Genomic DNA, 15208 nt, shown 5'->3' on the forward strand with positions numbered 1-15208 from the left:
CCGCGTGGCCTACCAGAGAATCCAGCCCGGCGCCCGCGTCACATGATGCAGGAATGGCCAGAGGATCGGGATATAGGCGGCGATGGCCGCCAGTGTCGTGATGCCGGTCAGCAGCCAGACATGATCAAGCGCGCGGATCAGGGGCGAGGCCGACTGGGCCGGGTTGGGCGGCGAGTCGATGGTGAAGCTGGCCGGGCCGCCGAAGGACTGGGCGAAGGGAACGGGCGGGGGAGCCGCGCGCCGGCCGAACAGGAGCGTGCCGAAGAAGACGGCGAAGAATGTGTAGCTGGCCACCCACAGCAGGACGCCGCCTGCCGCCACCAGTGCCAGCGGGACCGATGCCGCGCCATAGAGCGCGTGATAGGTGTCGTGCGGCAGCGCGGAGACCCATGCCCGGCGCGGCACGCCGTAGAGGCCGGCCCAGCTCATGCCCACGGCGAAGATCGTCATGCCGACGAACCATGTCCAGACGGAGAAGAGTGCCAGCCGGCGGCTGATCAGTTGGCGGCCGGTCAGATGCGGCACCATCCAGAAGCTGATCGCCATGAAGGTCATGGCGGTGACGCTGCCGACGGTGACGTGGAAATGGCCGGGGATGAAGGTGGTGTTATGGACGATGGCGTTGAGCTGCCAGCTGCCGTTGACGATGCCGGTGGCGCCGCCGAGGATGAAGGTCACGGCTGCCAGAACCTGTGCCGCCACGCTGGGATCGCCCCAGGGCAGGGCACGGAACCAGCCGAACCAGCCCTGTCCGCCGCGCAGGCGGCCGGCATATTCCAGGCTCAGCCCGATGGTGAAGGCGGTGACCAGGCTGGGGGTGGCCACCGACATGGTCAGCACCACCAGGATGCCGCGCCAGATCGACGAGAAGCCCGGATCGGAGAATTGATGGTGCGTGCCCACGGGCAGCGCGAAGATCATCAGCAGGGCGAAGGTGATCCGCGCCATCGGGTCGGAGATCAGCTTGCCGCCGACCTGGCGCGACAGCAGGCCGTACCATGAGACATAGGCTGGCATCAGCCAGAAATAGACGATCGGGTGGCCCGTCAGCCAGAACAGCGTACGGTTGACGATCGGGTCGACGGTGCCGATCAGGCCCAGCGACCACGGGTCGAGCTGGAGCACCAGTTCGGCCATCACGCCCACGCCGGCCAGGCCCCACATCAGCATGGTGATGAGCGACATGTACGTGACCAGCGGCGTGATTTCGCCGGGGCGGTGCCGGCGCCAGGTCGCGCGCATTTTCAGCAGGATCGGCAGAGGCATCGTGCTGCCCAGGGCCAGGAGCGTGATGCCGATATAGAAGAACGGGCTGCCCTTCAGCGGCGGATAGAAGGTCCACAGGACCGACGACGAATTGTCGGCCATGGCATAGAGTACGCACAGCGCGCCGATGGCCATGACCGCGAAACAGGTGCGCCACATCGTGAGGTTGGGCGCAACACCCAATTCGCGGGCGGGCAGATAGACCAGCAGGCCGCAGGTGACGAAGAAGGTGAAGACGTAGCCGTTCATCACCCCGTGGATGGTCAGGCCCTGGTAATAGCTTTGCAGCAGCGGGCGCAGGGCGGGGTAGACGTCGACTCCACCGTAATTCAATGCCTGGAACGGGCCGATGGTCGCCCCGATCAGCAGGGCGGAGAAGCCCGTGATCAGGAAGGCCAGCATCAGCCGGCGCATGCTGGCGGCGGTACTGTCGGATTCAGAAACGGCGGAAGGGATGGTGTTGGCCGCGATTTCGATGTTCATGGCGTGCCTGCCGGATCGACGATGATGCGGGCCACCATGGCGTGGTGGAACATGCCGCAATATTCGTTGCAGATGATGCGGAAGAGGCCGGCATGGCGGAATGTGTATTTCACCGTGCCGACCACGCCGGGTACCGCCGTCATGTTGACCGGCGTGCCCTGGATCTCGAAACCATGCAGCACGTCGGCGCTGGTGACGTAGAAGGTGATTTCGGCCCCTTCGGGCACATGGATCACGTCCGGCGCCCAGTGCCAGGCGCGGCCGACCATATAGACCGCATAGCTATTCGGGCCGGTGCGGACCACCTTGCCGTCCTGGAACGCGGCTTCGCGCGCGGGGGCCTGCGGGTCGGTCGCATAGGATTGGGTACCGGTCACCAGGCCGTAATCATGGACGACGTAGAACATCGTCCCGATCGTCAGCAGTACCAGCATGACCAGCACGCCGAAGATCCAGAACCGCTCGTGCCGTTCGGCCGAGGCGTGGAAAGCGGCGTCGAAAGGGCTCATGCCCGTCTTGTTGTCCATAACCGTTCTTCTCCCGTCACGCGCGATGCAGGAAGATCACCGAGACCAGGATCCAGACCGTCAGCGTCGCCGCCAGCAGCACGAAGCTGACAACCCAGGTGCCGACCGGCCGGACCTCCATCACGGGCGGGCCGATGCCGTCATCCCCGTCATCATGTCTGGTCGGTGTGCTCATTTCGTGGCTCCCGTGTCCGGTGCAGGCAGGCTTTGCAGGTAGGCCGCGACGGCCTGCATGTCGGCGTCGGCCATCGCGTGGGTTTCCGTCACCATCATCTTGCCCATCGGGTCGCGATCCTTGCCCTGCTGCCATTGCCGCAGTTGTTCCAGCAGATAGGGGGCGGACTGCCCGGCCAGATGCGGGGCGAAGCTGCCCATGCCCTGGCCCGCCGGGCCATGGCAGCCGCCGCACGGCATTACGCCATGGGGCATGTCCCCTTTCTGGAAGATCTCCTTGCCGCGCGCGCGCACTGTGTCGCTGGCCGGGTCGTTCTCGGCCGGGGGCGGTTCGGGCAGGCTGGCATAATAGGCGGCGACGTCCTGCATCTGCTTCTGGGTCAGCATCCGCGCATAGGGGGCCATCCAGCTGTTGCTGCGCTTGTCGGACGCGAAGAAGCCGAGCTGCTGCTCCAGATAGGCGGCCGAGAAGCCTGCCAGGCGCGGTATGCCCACGTCGGGCTGTCCCGCGCCGTTCATCAGGTGGCAGGCCGAGCAGCCGACATGGCCGGTCAGGACGCCGCTTTCCGCGATTGTCCGCCCCGCCGCCGGATCGGGCGTATCGGCCGCGCGGGACGGTTGCGCGGCCAGCAGGGTGAGTCCCAAGAGCGTCAATACGCCAGCCCGTCGCCGGCCTGGACGGATGGTGCTTCCCGCCGCCTGGTGCATGCCTTTCTCCCGTTCGGGTGTCTTGCCGATATGATAGGCTATAGGCGATTGCCGGAAATCGGGCACAGCCCGCAACCCCCCGGCATCGCGGTTCCTGGTATTCTTGCTTATTGGCCCGCTCGCTCTTCGGCTGCGACTTTCCGATGTCGTCGGCGCCCTGTCACGGGGGCGATTTCGATCCGGATAGGTGACCTGTCGCAGAACTGAGACAGGCGCGCGCGATCAGGGGATGGAAATCCGGGGCCCGCGTGGAAATGGATGCGGCTGGCAATCGGGCGTGCGTTTTGCATGCTCCGCGCCGGGGCGCGGAGCCACATGATGGACGTGCCGCTTGCGCGGCGTTCTGGCGCACCAGCCCACATTTCCAGTCAGGCCACGCAATAGAGGGACAGGAACAGGGGCGCTTTCATCGTGCCGGCCATAATCTCTGAAACGTGATTATAGTCAATCCGTATCGATGCCGCGGGGGACAAAAGCGCCGTCTGGGATTTTCTGCATTGCACCATGGTTTTCCGGCCCTGTTCTTGCGCGGCCGGCTCCGGAATTGTCGCAGTTTTGCGACAGTCCGCCGGCCCCATGCCTTTTCGCTGTCGTGACAGAAACGGCTGAACCGGCAAATGCTGAGGGGCCTGACACATAAGAACGACAACGTGCAGGTGGAGCATCGTCATGAACGGTCTTGCCGGGGATTACCCACTGATCTTGCGCCCTGTTCCTATCGTTACGCTTGCCCGGCTCTCGGCCGGGGCGGCGTGCGGACGGTTGGGCGCGACTTTCATGTCCCGGAAGCTGGAATGCCGTGCGGACGATTCCTACCGGAAGAGTGTTGCGGGAGATCCAAGATGAAGTTTGCTTACCGTACCAGCGTCACCAGGCGGCCCCTGCGCAAGGCGGTGCTGGCCCTGCCGGTCGCACTGGCCTGTGCGACCGTGCTGACGGTTTCATCCCCCGTCCGGGCGGAAGACCCGGCCGGCCCCTATCAGCCGGTGACGAGCGAGCGGCTGGGCCACGCGGCGCAAGATAATGGCTGGCTGATGTACCGGCATGATTATTCCAGCACGGGCTATTCGGTCCTGGACGGCGTCAACGCGGGCAATGTCGCCCAGCTCAAGCCCGTCTGGGATTACGAGACGGGCTCGAAGAGCGGGCATGAGGCGCCGCCGATCGTCAATGGCGATTACATGTTCATCACCACGCCGAAGAACGGGCTGCTGGCCTTCCAGGCCAGCACCGGCAAGCTGCTGTGGAAATATCAGCGCGACCTGTCCGACGTGGGGCTGAAGACGATCTGCTGCGACGTGGTGAATCGTGGCGTCGCGCTGTATGGCAGCAATGTCTATATGGCCACGCTGGACAATCACGTGCTGGCGCTGGATGCCACCACCGGCAAGGTGGTGTGGGACCAGGCGCTGGAGGCGCCGGACCTGGGCTATGCGATGACGCTGGCGCCGCTGGTGGTCAAGGGCCATGTCATTGTCGGCGTCTCGGGTGGCGAGTATGGCGGGCGGGGCTTCATCGCGTCTCTGGATGCCAGGACCGGCAAGCAGATCTGGCGGCAATCGACGATTCCGGCACCGGGCGAGCCCGGCGGCGATACCTGGCCCAAGGGTGCCTACAAGACCGGCGGTGGCGCCACCTGGCTGACCGGCAGTTACGACCCGCAGACCGACTCGCTGATCTGGGGCGTGGGCAATCCGGGGCCGTGGCTGGCGGTGCTGCGGCCGGGCGACAATCTCTATACCGACAGCGTGATCGCGCTGAACCCGGCGACCGGCAAGATCAAGTGGCATTACCAGTACACGCCGAACGATACGTGGGATTATGACGGCACGAACGAGCCGGTGCTGACCGACCTGACCTATCAGGGCAAGGCGTACAAGGCGCTGGTCAGCGCCAGCCGCAATGGCTGGTTCTATGCGGTCGACCGTACGAACGGGCAACTGATCTACGCTGAAAAATTCGCGCATGCGACGTCGGTTTCCGGATTCAAGGATGGCAGACCGGTCACCGACCCCGCCATGCGGCCGGACGTGGACAAGGAGATCTTTACCTGCCCCAGCTTCCTGGGCGGCAAGAACTGGTGGCCGATCGCCGTCGATCCGCAGACCCATTTTGCCTATGTGCCGACCTTGCACACCTGCATGAAGATGAAGGGGGCCTCGGTTTCGTACAAGGCCGGCCTGCCGTTCCTGGGCGAGACCTTTACCGTCATGCGCGACCCGGAACATCCCGATGAATGGGGTTCGGTCCAGGCCATCGACCTGAATTCCGGCAAGCAGGCCTGGTCGTTCAAATCCGCGCTGCCGTGGAACGGCGGGATGCTGGCGACGGCCGGCGGGCTTGTCTTCTCGGGCAGCGCCGACGGCTATCTGTATGCCTTCGATGCGAAAACGGGTTCCGTGCTTTGGAAGAGTCCGAAAATGTCTTCGGGCGTTCTTGGCGTGCCCAGCACCTGGAAGGTCGGCGACAGGCAATATGTCGGCGTCTATGCCGGTTGGGGCGGCGGTGTGCCGATCTGGGGCGGCGACATGGCGAAGGACCCGCGTGTCCGCTCCATTCCGCTGGGTGGCCATCTCTATGTCTTCGCGCTGTAAGGAGGATCGCATGCGCATGAATATTGCCCGCCTGTCGCGCCGCGCCCTGGTTTGTGCCGTAGCCGCCGGTGCCGTGCTTGCCGCCCGGCCGGCCGGGGCCACGGTTTCGGTCTGCATCGATTCCTCCAACCCGGCCCATGCGATGGATCGCCGGGTCGTCCAGGCGGTGGCCCGCCAGCAGGGCACCGAGGCCGCGATCTATACGTTCGACGGCAGTGGCGCGGGGGACGATGACGGATTCGATGTCCGGAAATTCAGTACGCTCGCGGCCTCGCGCTGTGCGCTGGTGCTGGGCTTTCCCGTCGATGCCGCGCATGGCGCGGTGCCGGAGGGGATGCGAGCGACGGCGCCCTATGCACGGATGGGATTCGTGCTGGTGACGCCGCGCAGCCACGAGGCCGAAACGCTGGCGGCGTTGCCGAGCGGGACGGATGTGGCGGTGACCTACCTGACGGCGCCGAACCTGTATTTCGTGAAACATCCCAATGTTCACGCCGATATCTATCCGACCGACGCACAGACCATTGCGAGCGTGGTCCATCGCACGGATCGGGCGGCGATGGTCTGGCGCGCCAGTGCCGTGGCCTATCTGCCCGGCGGGGAAAAGGCGCGTGACTATTGCATGCACGCGCTGAGCGAGCCCCATGCCGATTGGGACGTGGTGGCGCTGTATGGTCCGCAGGGTGCTGCTGCGGCGGCGTCTTTCCAGAAGAGCATCGAGGCGCTGCGGCGGTCCGGCCAACTGGCGGCCCTGCTGCGCCCCTATGCCATGTCGCCGGCCAATCCGATCGTCCTTGCGGCGGCGGAAGCGCCGGCAGCCTCGGCGGCCGCTCCGGCAACGCCGGCTGCCGGTGGGGCGAAGCCGGCGCTCTTTACGGCGGCGCAGGCCGATGCGGGCAAGAAGGCCTATGCCGATAATTGCGCGCAATGCCATGGCGACAATCTGGAGGGGATGGCCGGCCCCGCGCTCAAGGGCAAGAATTTCGCCTCGCCCAAGGCGAATTTCCATGTTGGCGATGTGTTCACGATCGTGTCGCAGAATATGCCTGCGACCCAGCCGGCCAGCCTGCCGCACGATGTCTATGTGAACATCATGGCGTTTCTGCTGCAGCAGAACGGCATGCCTGCCGGTTCGGCCGAACTGACGTTCGACGGGGCCAAATCGTCGACGGTACCGCTGGTCTATAGCGGGGATTAGGAAGCGGAGATCTGGTCCGGCCAGGTTGCTGGCCGGATTGGGCCGTGAACAAGAGCGGTCGGGTACCCCTCCAAGACGTGACCGGAGCCTGTACAGGCGCGGCGTGATTGGTAGTTCGCGCCATAGGCGAACGCGTTATAATAAAAACAAGAAACAACGGAGTTTGTCAGATGTCGGCAAGACATTGGGCGCAGGTGGGTTTGACGGCCGTTCTGGCTGCTGGCGGCGTGTCCATGCTGTCGGCCCGCTGCGCCAGGGCTGACGATTACAGCGATCTTCTTGACATCCTGCGGGCCAAGGGTGCGTTGACGCAGGTCGAGTATTCGACCCTGCTGGCCAAGCATCGCCATCATGCGGTGGAGCCGGCCTCGGCCCAGGCTCCGCGGCGGGGGCGGGGTGCAGGGGCACGGCATGGCGCGGCGGTTACGACCGAGGCCGCCGCGGATGGTGCGGTGATGCCGGCGGTGGTCGCCGCCCAGCGGGCGGCCAACAGTGCCGCGGCCAGCGCCCGTGCCGCCGAGGCCTCGATGCTGGCGGCGCGCAGCACGATCGACAGTCCTAGCGTGGTCCGGGTCGCCCCTTATGTCTCGGGCAAGGGGCTGACCTTCAAGGCCGGCCAGATCGATATCAATTTCTCCGGCTTCGTGAACGGGTTCTACAGCTACAATTCGCCCGGGCATGGCCTGCCGGTGGCGGGCGGGCTGTCGAGCGGGGGCAGCGGGTTCGATTCGTCGGCGGTGCGCAACGGGCTGCTGCCGGCCGGTTTCGTCCTCAAACTGTCGACGACGCAGTCGGGGATCGACCTGTCGGCGGTGCTGGGCCTGTATCCTGGCCTCAACAATGCCAATCCGGGCGCGTTTAATGCCAATTCCGGTGGCAGCCCGGTCGGGCTGGGCACGGCGGGTATCGATCTGCGTCAGGTCTATGTGACGGCGGGAACGAAGAGCTTCGGCACCGTCAAGCTCGGCCGTGACCTGGCGCTGTTCGGTTCCGACGCGATCCTGAACGATGCGACGCTGCTCAGCGTCGGTTCGACGGGCAGCAATACGGCTCCGGCCAATACCTCGCTGGGCCGGATCGGCCTGGGTTATGTCTATGCCGACTGGATTCCGCAGATTTCCTATGCGTCGCCGGTCATTGCCGGCTTCCAGGGGTCGGTTGGCGTCTTCCAGCCGCTGGATGCGTTCAATTTTGCCGGTGGCGGTCTGTCGGCGGAGTCGACGCAGCACAGTTCGCCGATGGTGCAGGGCAAGATCACGTACGATTTCAAGATCGGCGAGCTGAGTACCCGGATCTGGTCCAGCTTCCTGATCCAGCATCAGCAGGGTCTGACGAGCACCATCCTGGCGGAAGCGGATCGGCGTGGTGCCATGGCCGAGGCCGGCGAAATCGGTGCCAAGCTGACCTATGGCCCCGCTCAGGCCGTGGTCTATTACTATCGCGGCAGCGGTCTTGGCACGACGGGCCTGTTCTTCGACGGCATTGCGCCGAACGGGCACAAGCGTGATTCGGAGGGATATTACGTGCAGGGCGCCTACAACTTCACCAAGCGCTTCAAGCTGGTGGGCAGTTATGGCGTCAGCAACCTCTATCTGGCGGCGGGGGATACTGCGACCGGGCTAGTGCGTCGCAACCAGTCCGAGGTTGGTGCGGCCTATTACGATCTGACCGACTGGCTGAAGCTGGTGGCCGAATATGCCCATACGCAGGCGGCGGCGCATAACGGCAATTCGGCCAGTGACAATACCGTCTCGGGCGGCGCGATCCTGTTCTTCTGATGTTTTCATCCGGGGGCATTCATGCCCCCGGATCGTTCCGCACAGTTTTGCGGATGGCCGCGCACCCAGACGATGGCCAAAACGAATAAAAGTCTTTTTGCTTCTTTTTCTTCAGAAAAAGAAGACTCTGAACCCTGCCGCAGGCGTCAAACCGTCTCCCGGTTTTCCCGCCCGCTGATGGTCCAGCCCGCCGGCATGGCGATGGCCAGGCGGACCAGATCGGCGGTGCGTGCGACGCCCAGCTTGGTCTTGATCATGCCGGCGGTGTTGGCCACCGTCTTGTAGCTGACGCCCAGTGTCGCCGCGATGTCGGACAGGCTGCGTCCCTCGCCCAGAAACCGCATGATATCCAGGTCGCGGGCTGTCAGGCGCCCGAAATCGCGGCCCAGCACGTCGCGATGTTCGCTAAGCATGGAGGCGATTGCGGCTTCGACATAGCATTGTCCGTCCATGGCCTGCCGGATGGCGTCCAGCAGGTCGTCGGCGCCGATCGTCTTCGAGACATAGCCTGTGGCCCCGGCATCCAGCGCGCGGCGGGCATAGATCGGGTCGGCATGCATGCTCAGGACCAGCACGCGCAGGCCGGCATCGCGCAGGCGGGGCAGCAGCCACAGGCCGCCGGCGCCGGGCAGGCCCAGATCCAGCACCACCAGATCCGGCCGCGTGCGCAGGGCGAGGTCATGGGCGGTCGGGGTGTCGGCGGCTTCCAGGATCGTGGCGCCCAGGGCCGTTGAAAGCAGTTGCCCCAGGCCGGCGCGCACCACCGTATGGTCGTCCACCAGTAGGATTTTCATGCGTCGTGCGCCTCCGGCGCCATGGTGGGGGTGTTGGCCGATGGGGGAAGGGCGTCCGGATCGGGCAGGCTGGCGGTGACGGTCCAGCCTTGGTCGCGCCTGATGTCCAGATGGCCGCCCAGGTCCGAGAGGCGGCGGCGCATGCCGGCGAGCCCGAGACCCGGTGCGCTGGGGCCGGTGGTGCCGTCGTCACGGACCGACAGGATGATCTGGGCGCCATCGCGTGCGGCCTTCAGCGCGATGCGCGAGGGGTGTCCGTGGCGGGCGGCGTTGCAGACGGCTTCCTGTGCCACGTGAAACAGGGCGTCGCGCGCTGTATCGTCCAGGGTGCCGAGAGACGGATCGCAGGAAAGCGTGAAGATGATGTGCGGAGCGACATTGTTCCAGAACAGGACGATCGCTCCCAGGGCTTCGGGCAGCCCGCGTCCCGGCGTGCCGTGCAGCCGTTGCAGGATCGCGCGCAGGGTGCGCTGGATGGAGCCGGTGGCGTCCTGTATGGCGCGGACCTGCGCGGGGATGACGTCGTGGCGGCTTTCGGCGGCGGAGCGGGCGAGGGTGGCCGCGAAGGTGGTGATTCCGAACAGCAGGGGGCCGACCTCGTCATGCAGGTCGCGCGCGATGTCGGCGCGTTCTTCCTCCGCGACGCGTGCGAGCTGGTCCTGAAGGTGGCGATTCTGGGCGGTGGCGGTGCGCAGCGCCTGGGCCATGCGATTGAAGGACGCAGCTTGTGCGGCGATATCGGCCGGGCCGTCTTTGGGGAGTTCCACCCCCTCGTCACCCGCTGCGATCCGGGCATAGCCGTTGGACAGGGTGGCCAGCGGGCGCAGGCCGCGCACCATGATGACGCAGCATGATCCGGCGATCAGCAGGACCAGCAGCGTGATGGTAGCGATCTGCACCTGGAGTTCGCCCCAGCGTTCCGCCGCCTCGTTGGTCGCATCCGCTTGCAGGTGCAGCCGCCATCCGGCGGGCAGGCCGGCGGGAGCGAGCGTGACCGGGGCCATGGAGGGCGTGGTGGCGTGCAGGAACCAGGCGGGCGGGCGGGGCCCGGCAGCCAGTTGGGACTGGCGCAGCACCCGTCCGGCCTGATCCGTGATGCGGGCCTGGATGTGGCGATTGCCGTCGAAACTGTCGCACAGTTCCGCCAGCCAGAGGGCGGCGGATGGGGCCAATGGTGGGGGCATCGCGCTGATATCGGCGCGGGCATTGGCCAGGGCGGCGGCCAGCTCCACCCGGATCGAGCGGGCGGCCTGCCATGCCGCGAGGCCGAAGCCGGCCACCAGGCCGATCATCGTGGCCACCGCGAGCGCCAGCAGCAGGCGCTCCAGCAGCCGCAGACGCGCGCCGATGGGGCGGAACGGGAAGAATGCAGTGCCGGCCGGATGATTTTTATGATTTTCGGGAAAATGTCCCATCGACTTCCCTGGTCCCGTTCGATCTGATGAACCGCGTGGCATGCCAATCAAAAAAGAAGAATAAACGCATGTTTGAGAAGACGACTGGACGGAGGGCCATGTATCTGGCCTCCGTCACGCTCTGCTTTCTGCCTGCCCGCGCGGTGCTGGCGCAGACGGCGCCGGGTGGTGTGTCCGCTGGCGTGCAGGCGGAGGACATCACCGTCATTGGAACCTCGCCACTACCCGGTTCTGGCATCGACCGTGACCGTCTGCCGGCCGCGACGGCCATACTGACCGTGCATGATCTGCAAGTGACCGGCACGTCCGACATGCTGCATGCGCTGGATAGTCGTCTGGCGGGTGTCAGCCTCAATGCGCCGGCGGGGAATCCGTATCAGCCGACCATCGTCATGAACGGTTTCCAGGCGTCGCCGTTGCAGGGCACGTCGCAGGGTGTTGCGGTCTATCTTGATGGTGTGCGCTTCAACCAGGCCTTTGGCGACACGGTGAACTGGGACCTGATCCCGGATCTGGCGATCGAGCGGGTGGCGGTGGAGGGGCCGAATCCCGTCTTCGGCCTGAATGCCCTCGGCGGTGCGCTGAATGTGCGGATGAAGAATGCATTCAATACCGCTGCCGGCGGCGAGGCTGATCTGTCCGGCGGTTCGTTCGGACGGATCGTGATCCAGGGCGATTATGCCGCTCGCCGGGGCGATTGGGGTTTTTATGTTGCCGGCCGGGAGGTGCATGAGGAGGGCTGGCGGGACCAGCAAAGTACCGACATCCAGAGCCTGTATGCGGACCTTGGCTGGAAGGGGCAGGCTACGGAAGTGCATGGCAGCCTCGACCTGGCCAATTCGGTGTTGAACGGGCCGGGGACCTCGCCGGTGGAATTGCTGCGCGCCGACCCCAGGGCGCAGTTTACCGCGCCGAACCAGATGGCGAACAGATTCATCCAGTTTGCCCTGAACGGCCGGCACGGTTTTACCGACACGCTGTCGGTGCAGGGGCAGGTGCATTACGATTATTTCCAGCAGCGCGTGATCAACGGCAACGCGCCCAATGATGCGCCGTGCAATGACGGATCGGGCCTGATGTGCACCGATGATGGCGACCTCTCGACCACGCGGGGCCGGGCGGCGATTCCGGATTTCCTGAATGGCGGCCCGTATTCCGAGCTCGATCTGCAGACGACCAATACCAATGGTTATGGGGTGTCGGTGCAGGAGACCGAAACGCATTCGGTGTTCGGCCTGCGCAATCACGAGGTTGCGGGCGTCAGTTTCGATGGCGCGCAGACGATGTTCACCGGCTCCGCCCTGCTGGGCGGGCTGACCCCGGTGACGCGTGACTATTACGGCCCCGGCTATGTGATCGACGAACCGGGTGCGACGGTGCCGGTACGGGTGCGGGTGCATGATGCCTATGTCGGCGTGTTCGCGACCGACACGATCGACCTGACGCAGCGCCTCTCGCTGACCGGCTCGATGCGCTACAATTTCGCGCAGATCAATCTGGCCGACCGGAATGGCGGGGATTTGAGCGGGCGCCATGCCTATTCGGCGATCAATCCCGGCGGTGGGCTGCGTTATCGCCTGACGAAATGGGCCACGCTCTATGGCGGCTATTCCGAGACGAACCGCGCGCCGACACCGGCCGAACTGTCCTGTGCCGGCCCCGAGAATGCGTGCAGCCTGGCCAATTTCTTCGTCGGCGATCCCGAGCTGAAGCAGGTGAGGGCCCATACGTTCGAGGCCGGTCTGCGCGGCGGGTTCGCCATCGGCTCCGCCGGCCGGTTGAGCTATGATGTAGGGCTGTTTCGCACCGATGCCGATAACGACATCGTCTTCATCAACAGCGAGACGCTGAACCGTGCGTTTTTCGCCAATATCGGCGCCACCCGCAGGCAGGGGGGCAAGGTTCATCTGGCCTGGCAGGCCGATGGCTGGTCGGCATGGCTGAACTATACCCATACCGATGCGACCTATCGCAGCGGCTTTGTCGAGGATGCGGGCAGCAATCCGGCCGGCGATGATGACGGCGACATCACCGTGCGCCGGGGCAACCGCCTGCCGGGCATTCCGCTGGACAAGCTGACCGGCGGGGTGGATGTGCAGGTGACCCCGATCTGGACCGTTGGCGGCGATTTCCTGTTGCAGGGGGGGCAGTATCTGTTTGGCGATGAAGCCAATCTGACGCCGCGCCTGCCGGGGTTCTTCGTGCTGAACCTGCACAGTTCGGTCCAAGTGACGCGTTCGCTGCAACTGTTCGGCAGTATCTCGAACGTGACCGACCGGCATTATTATACGTTCGGCACGTTCTCGCCGACCTCCTCGGTCTATCTGGTGCAGGCGCTGGGGGCGAGTAATCCGCGCAGCTACAGCCCTGCCGCGCCGATCGGTGGGTTTGGCGGCGTGCGCGTGACATTCTGACGCCTGCCCGCAGGCCGGGTGCCCTTCGGCACCCGGCCACCCGCGCCGGCGGCGGGCTGTCAGAAGAACCCCAGTTTCTTGGGGGCGTAGCTGACCAGCAGGTTCTTGGTCTGCTGATAGTGGTCGAGCATCATCCGGTGGTTTTCACGGCCGATGCCGGACTGTTTGTAGCCGCCGAAGGCGGCATGGGCCGGATAGGCGTGGTAGCAGTTCGTCCAGACGCGGCCCGCCTTGATGGCGCGCCCGACGCGATAGGCGCGGGTGCCGTCGCGGGTCCAGATTCCCGCACCCAGGCCGAACAGCGTGTCGTTGGCGAGTTTTACCGCCTCGGCATCGTCGCGGAAGGTGGTGACGGAGACGACGGGGCCGAAGATCTCTTCCTGGAAGATCCGCATCCGGTTGTCGCCCTTGAAGACGGTGGGCTGGATGTAGCAGCCGTTCGCCAGGCTGCCGCCCAGATCGGCCCGGCCACCGCCGATCAGCAGTTCCGCGCCTTCCTGCCGCCCGATGTCGATATAGGACAGGATCTTGTTCACCTGGTCGACCGATGCCTGGGCGCCGACCATGGTCGTGAGGTCCAGCGGGTTGCCCTGCTTGATCGCCGCGACCCGGCGCAGCGCGCGCTCCATGAACCGGTCGTATATCGATTCATGGATCAGGGCGCGCGAGGGGCAGGTGCAGACCTCCCCCTGGTTGAAGGCGAACAGGACGAAGCCTTCGATGGCCTTGTCGAAGAAATCGTCATCTTCGGCGGCGATGTCGGAAAAGAAGATGTTGGGGGATTTGCCGCCCAGTTCCAGCGTGGCGGGGATCAGATTGTCGGCCGCCGCGTGGGCGATCATCTTGCCGGTCGGTGTCGATCCGGTGAAGGCGATCTTGGCGATCCGGGTGTTGGAGGCCAGTGCCACGCCGGCTTCGCGCCCGAAGCCGTTGACGATGTTCAGCACGCCGGCGGGCAGGATGTCGGCGATCAGTTCGGCCAGGACCAGGATCGAGGCCGGGGTCTGCTCGGCCGGCTTCATGACCACGCAATTGCCCGCTGCGAGGGCCGGTGCCAGTTTCCAGGCGGCCATCAGCAGGGGGAAATTCCAGGGGATGATCTGGCCGACCACGCCCAGCGGCTCGTGGAAATGATAGGCGACGGTATCGTGGTCGATCTCGGACAATGCGCCTTCCTGCGCGCGGATGCAGGAGGCGAAATAGCGGAAATGGTCGACGCACAGAGGCAGGTCGGCGTTCAGCGTCTCGCGCAGCGGCTTGCCGTTGTCCCAGCTTTCGGCGCGGGCCAGCAGTTCCAGATTCTCGTCGATCCGGTCGGCGATGCGGTTGAGCAGCAGCGCGCGCTGGGCGGCGCTGGTCTCGCCCCAGGCGTCACGCGCGGCGTGGGCGGCGTCGAGCGCCCGTTCGACATCCTCGGCCCTGGAGCGCGCCACCCTGCACAGGATGCGCCCGTCGACGGGTGACGGATCGTCGAAATATTCCCCGCCGAAAGGGGGAACCCAGCGTCCGCCGATGAAATTGTCGTACTGCGCCTTGAACGGTGACGACATGTCGATTCGATGGCTTTCCAGCGAGTCCATGGTCATTCTCCTTCTTGGTCGCCGCGGACGAAGCGCGGTCAACGTTGGGAAGGGTGGCGATGGGGACTGGATTTGTCAGCCGGTCGGGATCGGTATGCCGCCCGATCTGTCGCAGTTCCGCGACAGATCGGGGGATGGCCCTGGGATGGCGGCGACAGGAGGCCTCAGAGACCGTTTGAGAATGTGTTGATGCGGTGGCTTGGGCGTGATTCAAGCTGGGGATGTGGACCCGAGCGAGCCGTGGCCGGATGGCTGGATTTGAGAAGCGATTAAAGCG

General features: G+C 65.3%; 11 protein-coding genes. 4 read left to right on the plus strand and 7 right to left on the minus strand.

What is annotated here, in order from left to right:
* Positions 1-9: 9 nt before the first annotated feature.
* From HLH35_RS14675 to HLH35_RS14690, 4 genes are read right to left on the minus strand one after another with little or no spacing between them, the layout of a single operon-like run.
* Positions 10-1749 (minus strand): cbb3-type cytochrome c oxidase subunit I, encoded by a 1740-nt coding sequence (locus HLH35_RS14675; RefSeq protein WP_182979843.1) that lies wholly within the window; start codon positions 1747-1749, stop codon positions 10-12.
* Positions 1746-2276: a cytochrome c oxidase subunit II gene (locus HLH35_RS14680; protein ID WP_220790696.1), complete on the minus strand. Its 531-nt coding sequence runs from the start codon at positions 2274-2276 to the stop codon at positions 1746-1748. Before HLH35_RS14680 ends, HLH35_RS14675 begins: the two co-directional genes overlap by 4 nt.
* A gap of 16 nt (positions 2277-2292) precedes the next feature.
* Positions 2293-2451, minus strand: a complete 159-nt coding sequence (locus tag HLH35_RS14685) for a hypothetical protein (RefSeq protein WP_182979844.1) — start codon at positions 2449-2451, stop codon at positions 2293-2295.
* Positions 2448-3104, minus strand: a complete 657-nt coding sequence (locus HLH35_RS14690; protein WP_182979845.1) for a c-type cytochrome — start codon at positions 3102-3104, stop codon at positions 2448-2450. The genes HLH35_RS14685 and HLH35_RS14690 overlap by 4 nt, the downstream gene beginning before the upstream one ends.
* An 896-nt stretch (positions 3105-4000) precedes the next feature.
* On the opposite strand from HLH35_RS14690, the gene HLH35_RS14695 reads away from it, so the two are divergent.
* The 3 genes from HLH35_RS14695 to HLH35_RS14705 all read left to right on the plus strand — a co-directional run bounded on the left by HLH35_RS14695 (position 4001) and on the right by HLH35_RS14705 (position 8728).
* A complete protein-coding gene (locus HLH35_RS14695; RefSeq protein ID WP_182979846.1) occupies positions 4001-5752 on the plus strand; it encodes a methanol/ethanol family PQQ-dependent dehydrogenase in 1752 nt (583 codons plus the stop codon).
* A 10-nt stretch (positions 5753-5762) separates the two neighbouring features.
* Positions 5763-6950 (plus strand): c-type cytochrome, encoded by a 1188-nt coding sequence (locus tag HLH35_RS14700; protein WP_220790697.1) that lies wholly within the window; start codon positions 5763-5765, stop codon positions 6948-6950.
* Positions 6951-7120: 170 nt separating this feature from the next.
* Positions 7121-8728 (plus strand): porin family protein, encoded by a 1608-nt coding sequence (locus HLH35_RS14705; protein ID WP_182979847.1) that lies wholly within the window; start codon positions 7121-7123, stop codon positions 8726-8728.
* 146 nt (positions 8729-8874) lie between these two features.
* Here HLH35_RS14705 and HLH35_RS14710 read toward each other — a convergent pair whose 3' ends face one another.
* Both HLH35_RS14710 and HLH35_RS14715 read right to left on the minus strand, forming a co-directional pair.
* Positions 8875-9522, minus strand: a complete 648-nt coding sequence (locus HLH35_RS14710) for a response regulator transcription factor (RefSeq protein ID WP_182979848.1) — start codon at positions 9520-9522, stop codon at positions 8875-8877.
* Positions 9519-10937: a sensor histidine kinase gene (locus HLH35_RS14715; protein WP_182979849.1), complete on the minus strand. Its 1419-nt coding sequence runs from the start codon at positions 10935-10937 to the stop codon at positions 9519-9521. The genes HLH35_RS14710 and HLH35_RS14715 overlap by 4 nt, the downstream gene beginning before the upstream one ends.
* A 68-nt stretch (positions 10938-11005) precedes the next feature.
* Between HLH35_RS14715 and HLH35_RS14720 the strand changes: the two genes are divergently transcribed.
* On the plus strand, positions 11006-13351 hold the full coding sequence (locus HLH35_RS14720) for a TonB-dependent receptor (protein ID WP_182979850.1): 2346 nt from the start codon (positions 11006-11008) through the stop codon (positions 13349-13351).
* A gap of 59 nt (positions 13352-13410) precedes the next feature.
* On the opposite strand, the gene exaC is transcribed toward HLH35_RS14720, so the two are convergent.
* Positions 13411-14937, minus strand: coding sequence for an acetaldehyde dehydrogenase ExaC (gene exaC, locus HLH35_RS14725; protein WP_456305451.1), 1527 nt, complete (start codon positions 14935-14937; stop codon positions 13411-13413).
* Between the last annotated feature and the right edge of the window lie 271 nt (positions 14938-15208).

Source organism: Gluconacetobacter asukensis (assembly GCF_014174375.1).
Lineage (GTDB): Bacteria > Pseudomonadota > Alphaproteobacteria > Acetobacterales > Acetobacteraceae > Gluconacetobacter > Gluconacetobacter asukensis.

What these genes read in the sequence shown, in the direction of transcription:
- HLH35_RS14705 (WP_182979847.1), top strand. Translation starts at nt 7,121, where the DNA reads ATGTCGGCAAGACATTGGGCGCAGGTGGGTTTGACGGCCGTTCTGGCT.
- HLH35_RS14685 (WP_182979844.1), bottom strand. Translation starts at nt 2,451, where the DNA reads ATGAGCACACCGACCAGACATGATGACGGGGATGACGGCATCGGCCCG.
- exaC (WP_456305451.1), bottom strand. Translation starts at nt 14,937, where the DNA reads ATGACCATGGACTCGCTGGAAAGCCATCGAATCGACATGTCGTCACCG.
- HLH35_RS14700 (WP_220790697.1), top strand. Translation starts at nt 5,763, where the DNA reads ATGCGCATGAATATTGCCCGCCTGTCGCGCCGCGCCCTGGTTTGTGCC.
- HLH35_RS14695 (WP_182979846.1), top strand. Translation starts at nt 4,001, where the DNA reads ATGAAGTTTGCTTACCGTACCAGCGTCACCAGGCGGCCCCTGCGCAAG.
- HLH35_RS14680 (WP_220790696.1), bottom strand. Translation starts at nt 2,276, where the DNA reads ATGGACAACAAGACGGGCATGAGCCCTTTCGACGCCGCTTTCCACGCC.
- HLH35_RS14710 (WP_182979848.1), bottom strand. Translation starts at nt 9,522, where the DNA reads ATGAAAATCCTACTGGTGGACGACCATACGGTGGTGCGCGCCGGCCTG.
- HLH35_RS14715 (WP_182979849.1), bottom strand. Translation starts at nt 10,937, where the DNA reads ATGGGACATTTTCCCGAAAATCATAAAAATCATCCGGCCGGCACTGCA.
- HLH35_RS14720 (WP_182979850.1), top strand. Translation starts at nt 11,006, where the DNA reads ATGTTTGAGAAGACGACTGGACGGAGGGCCATGTATCTGGCCTCCGTC.
- HLH35_RS14675 (WP_182979843.1), bottom strand. Translation starts at nt 1,749, where the DNA reads ATGAACATCGAAATCGCGGCCAACACCATCCCTTCCGCCGTTTCTGAA.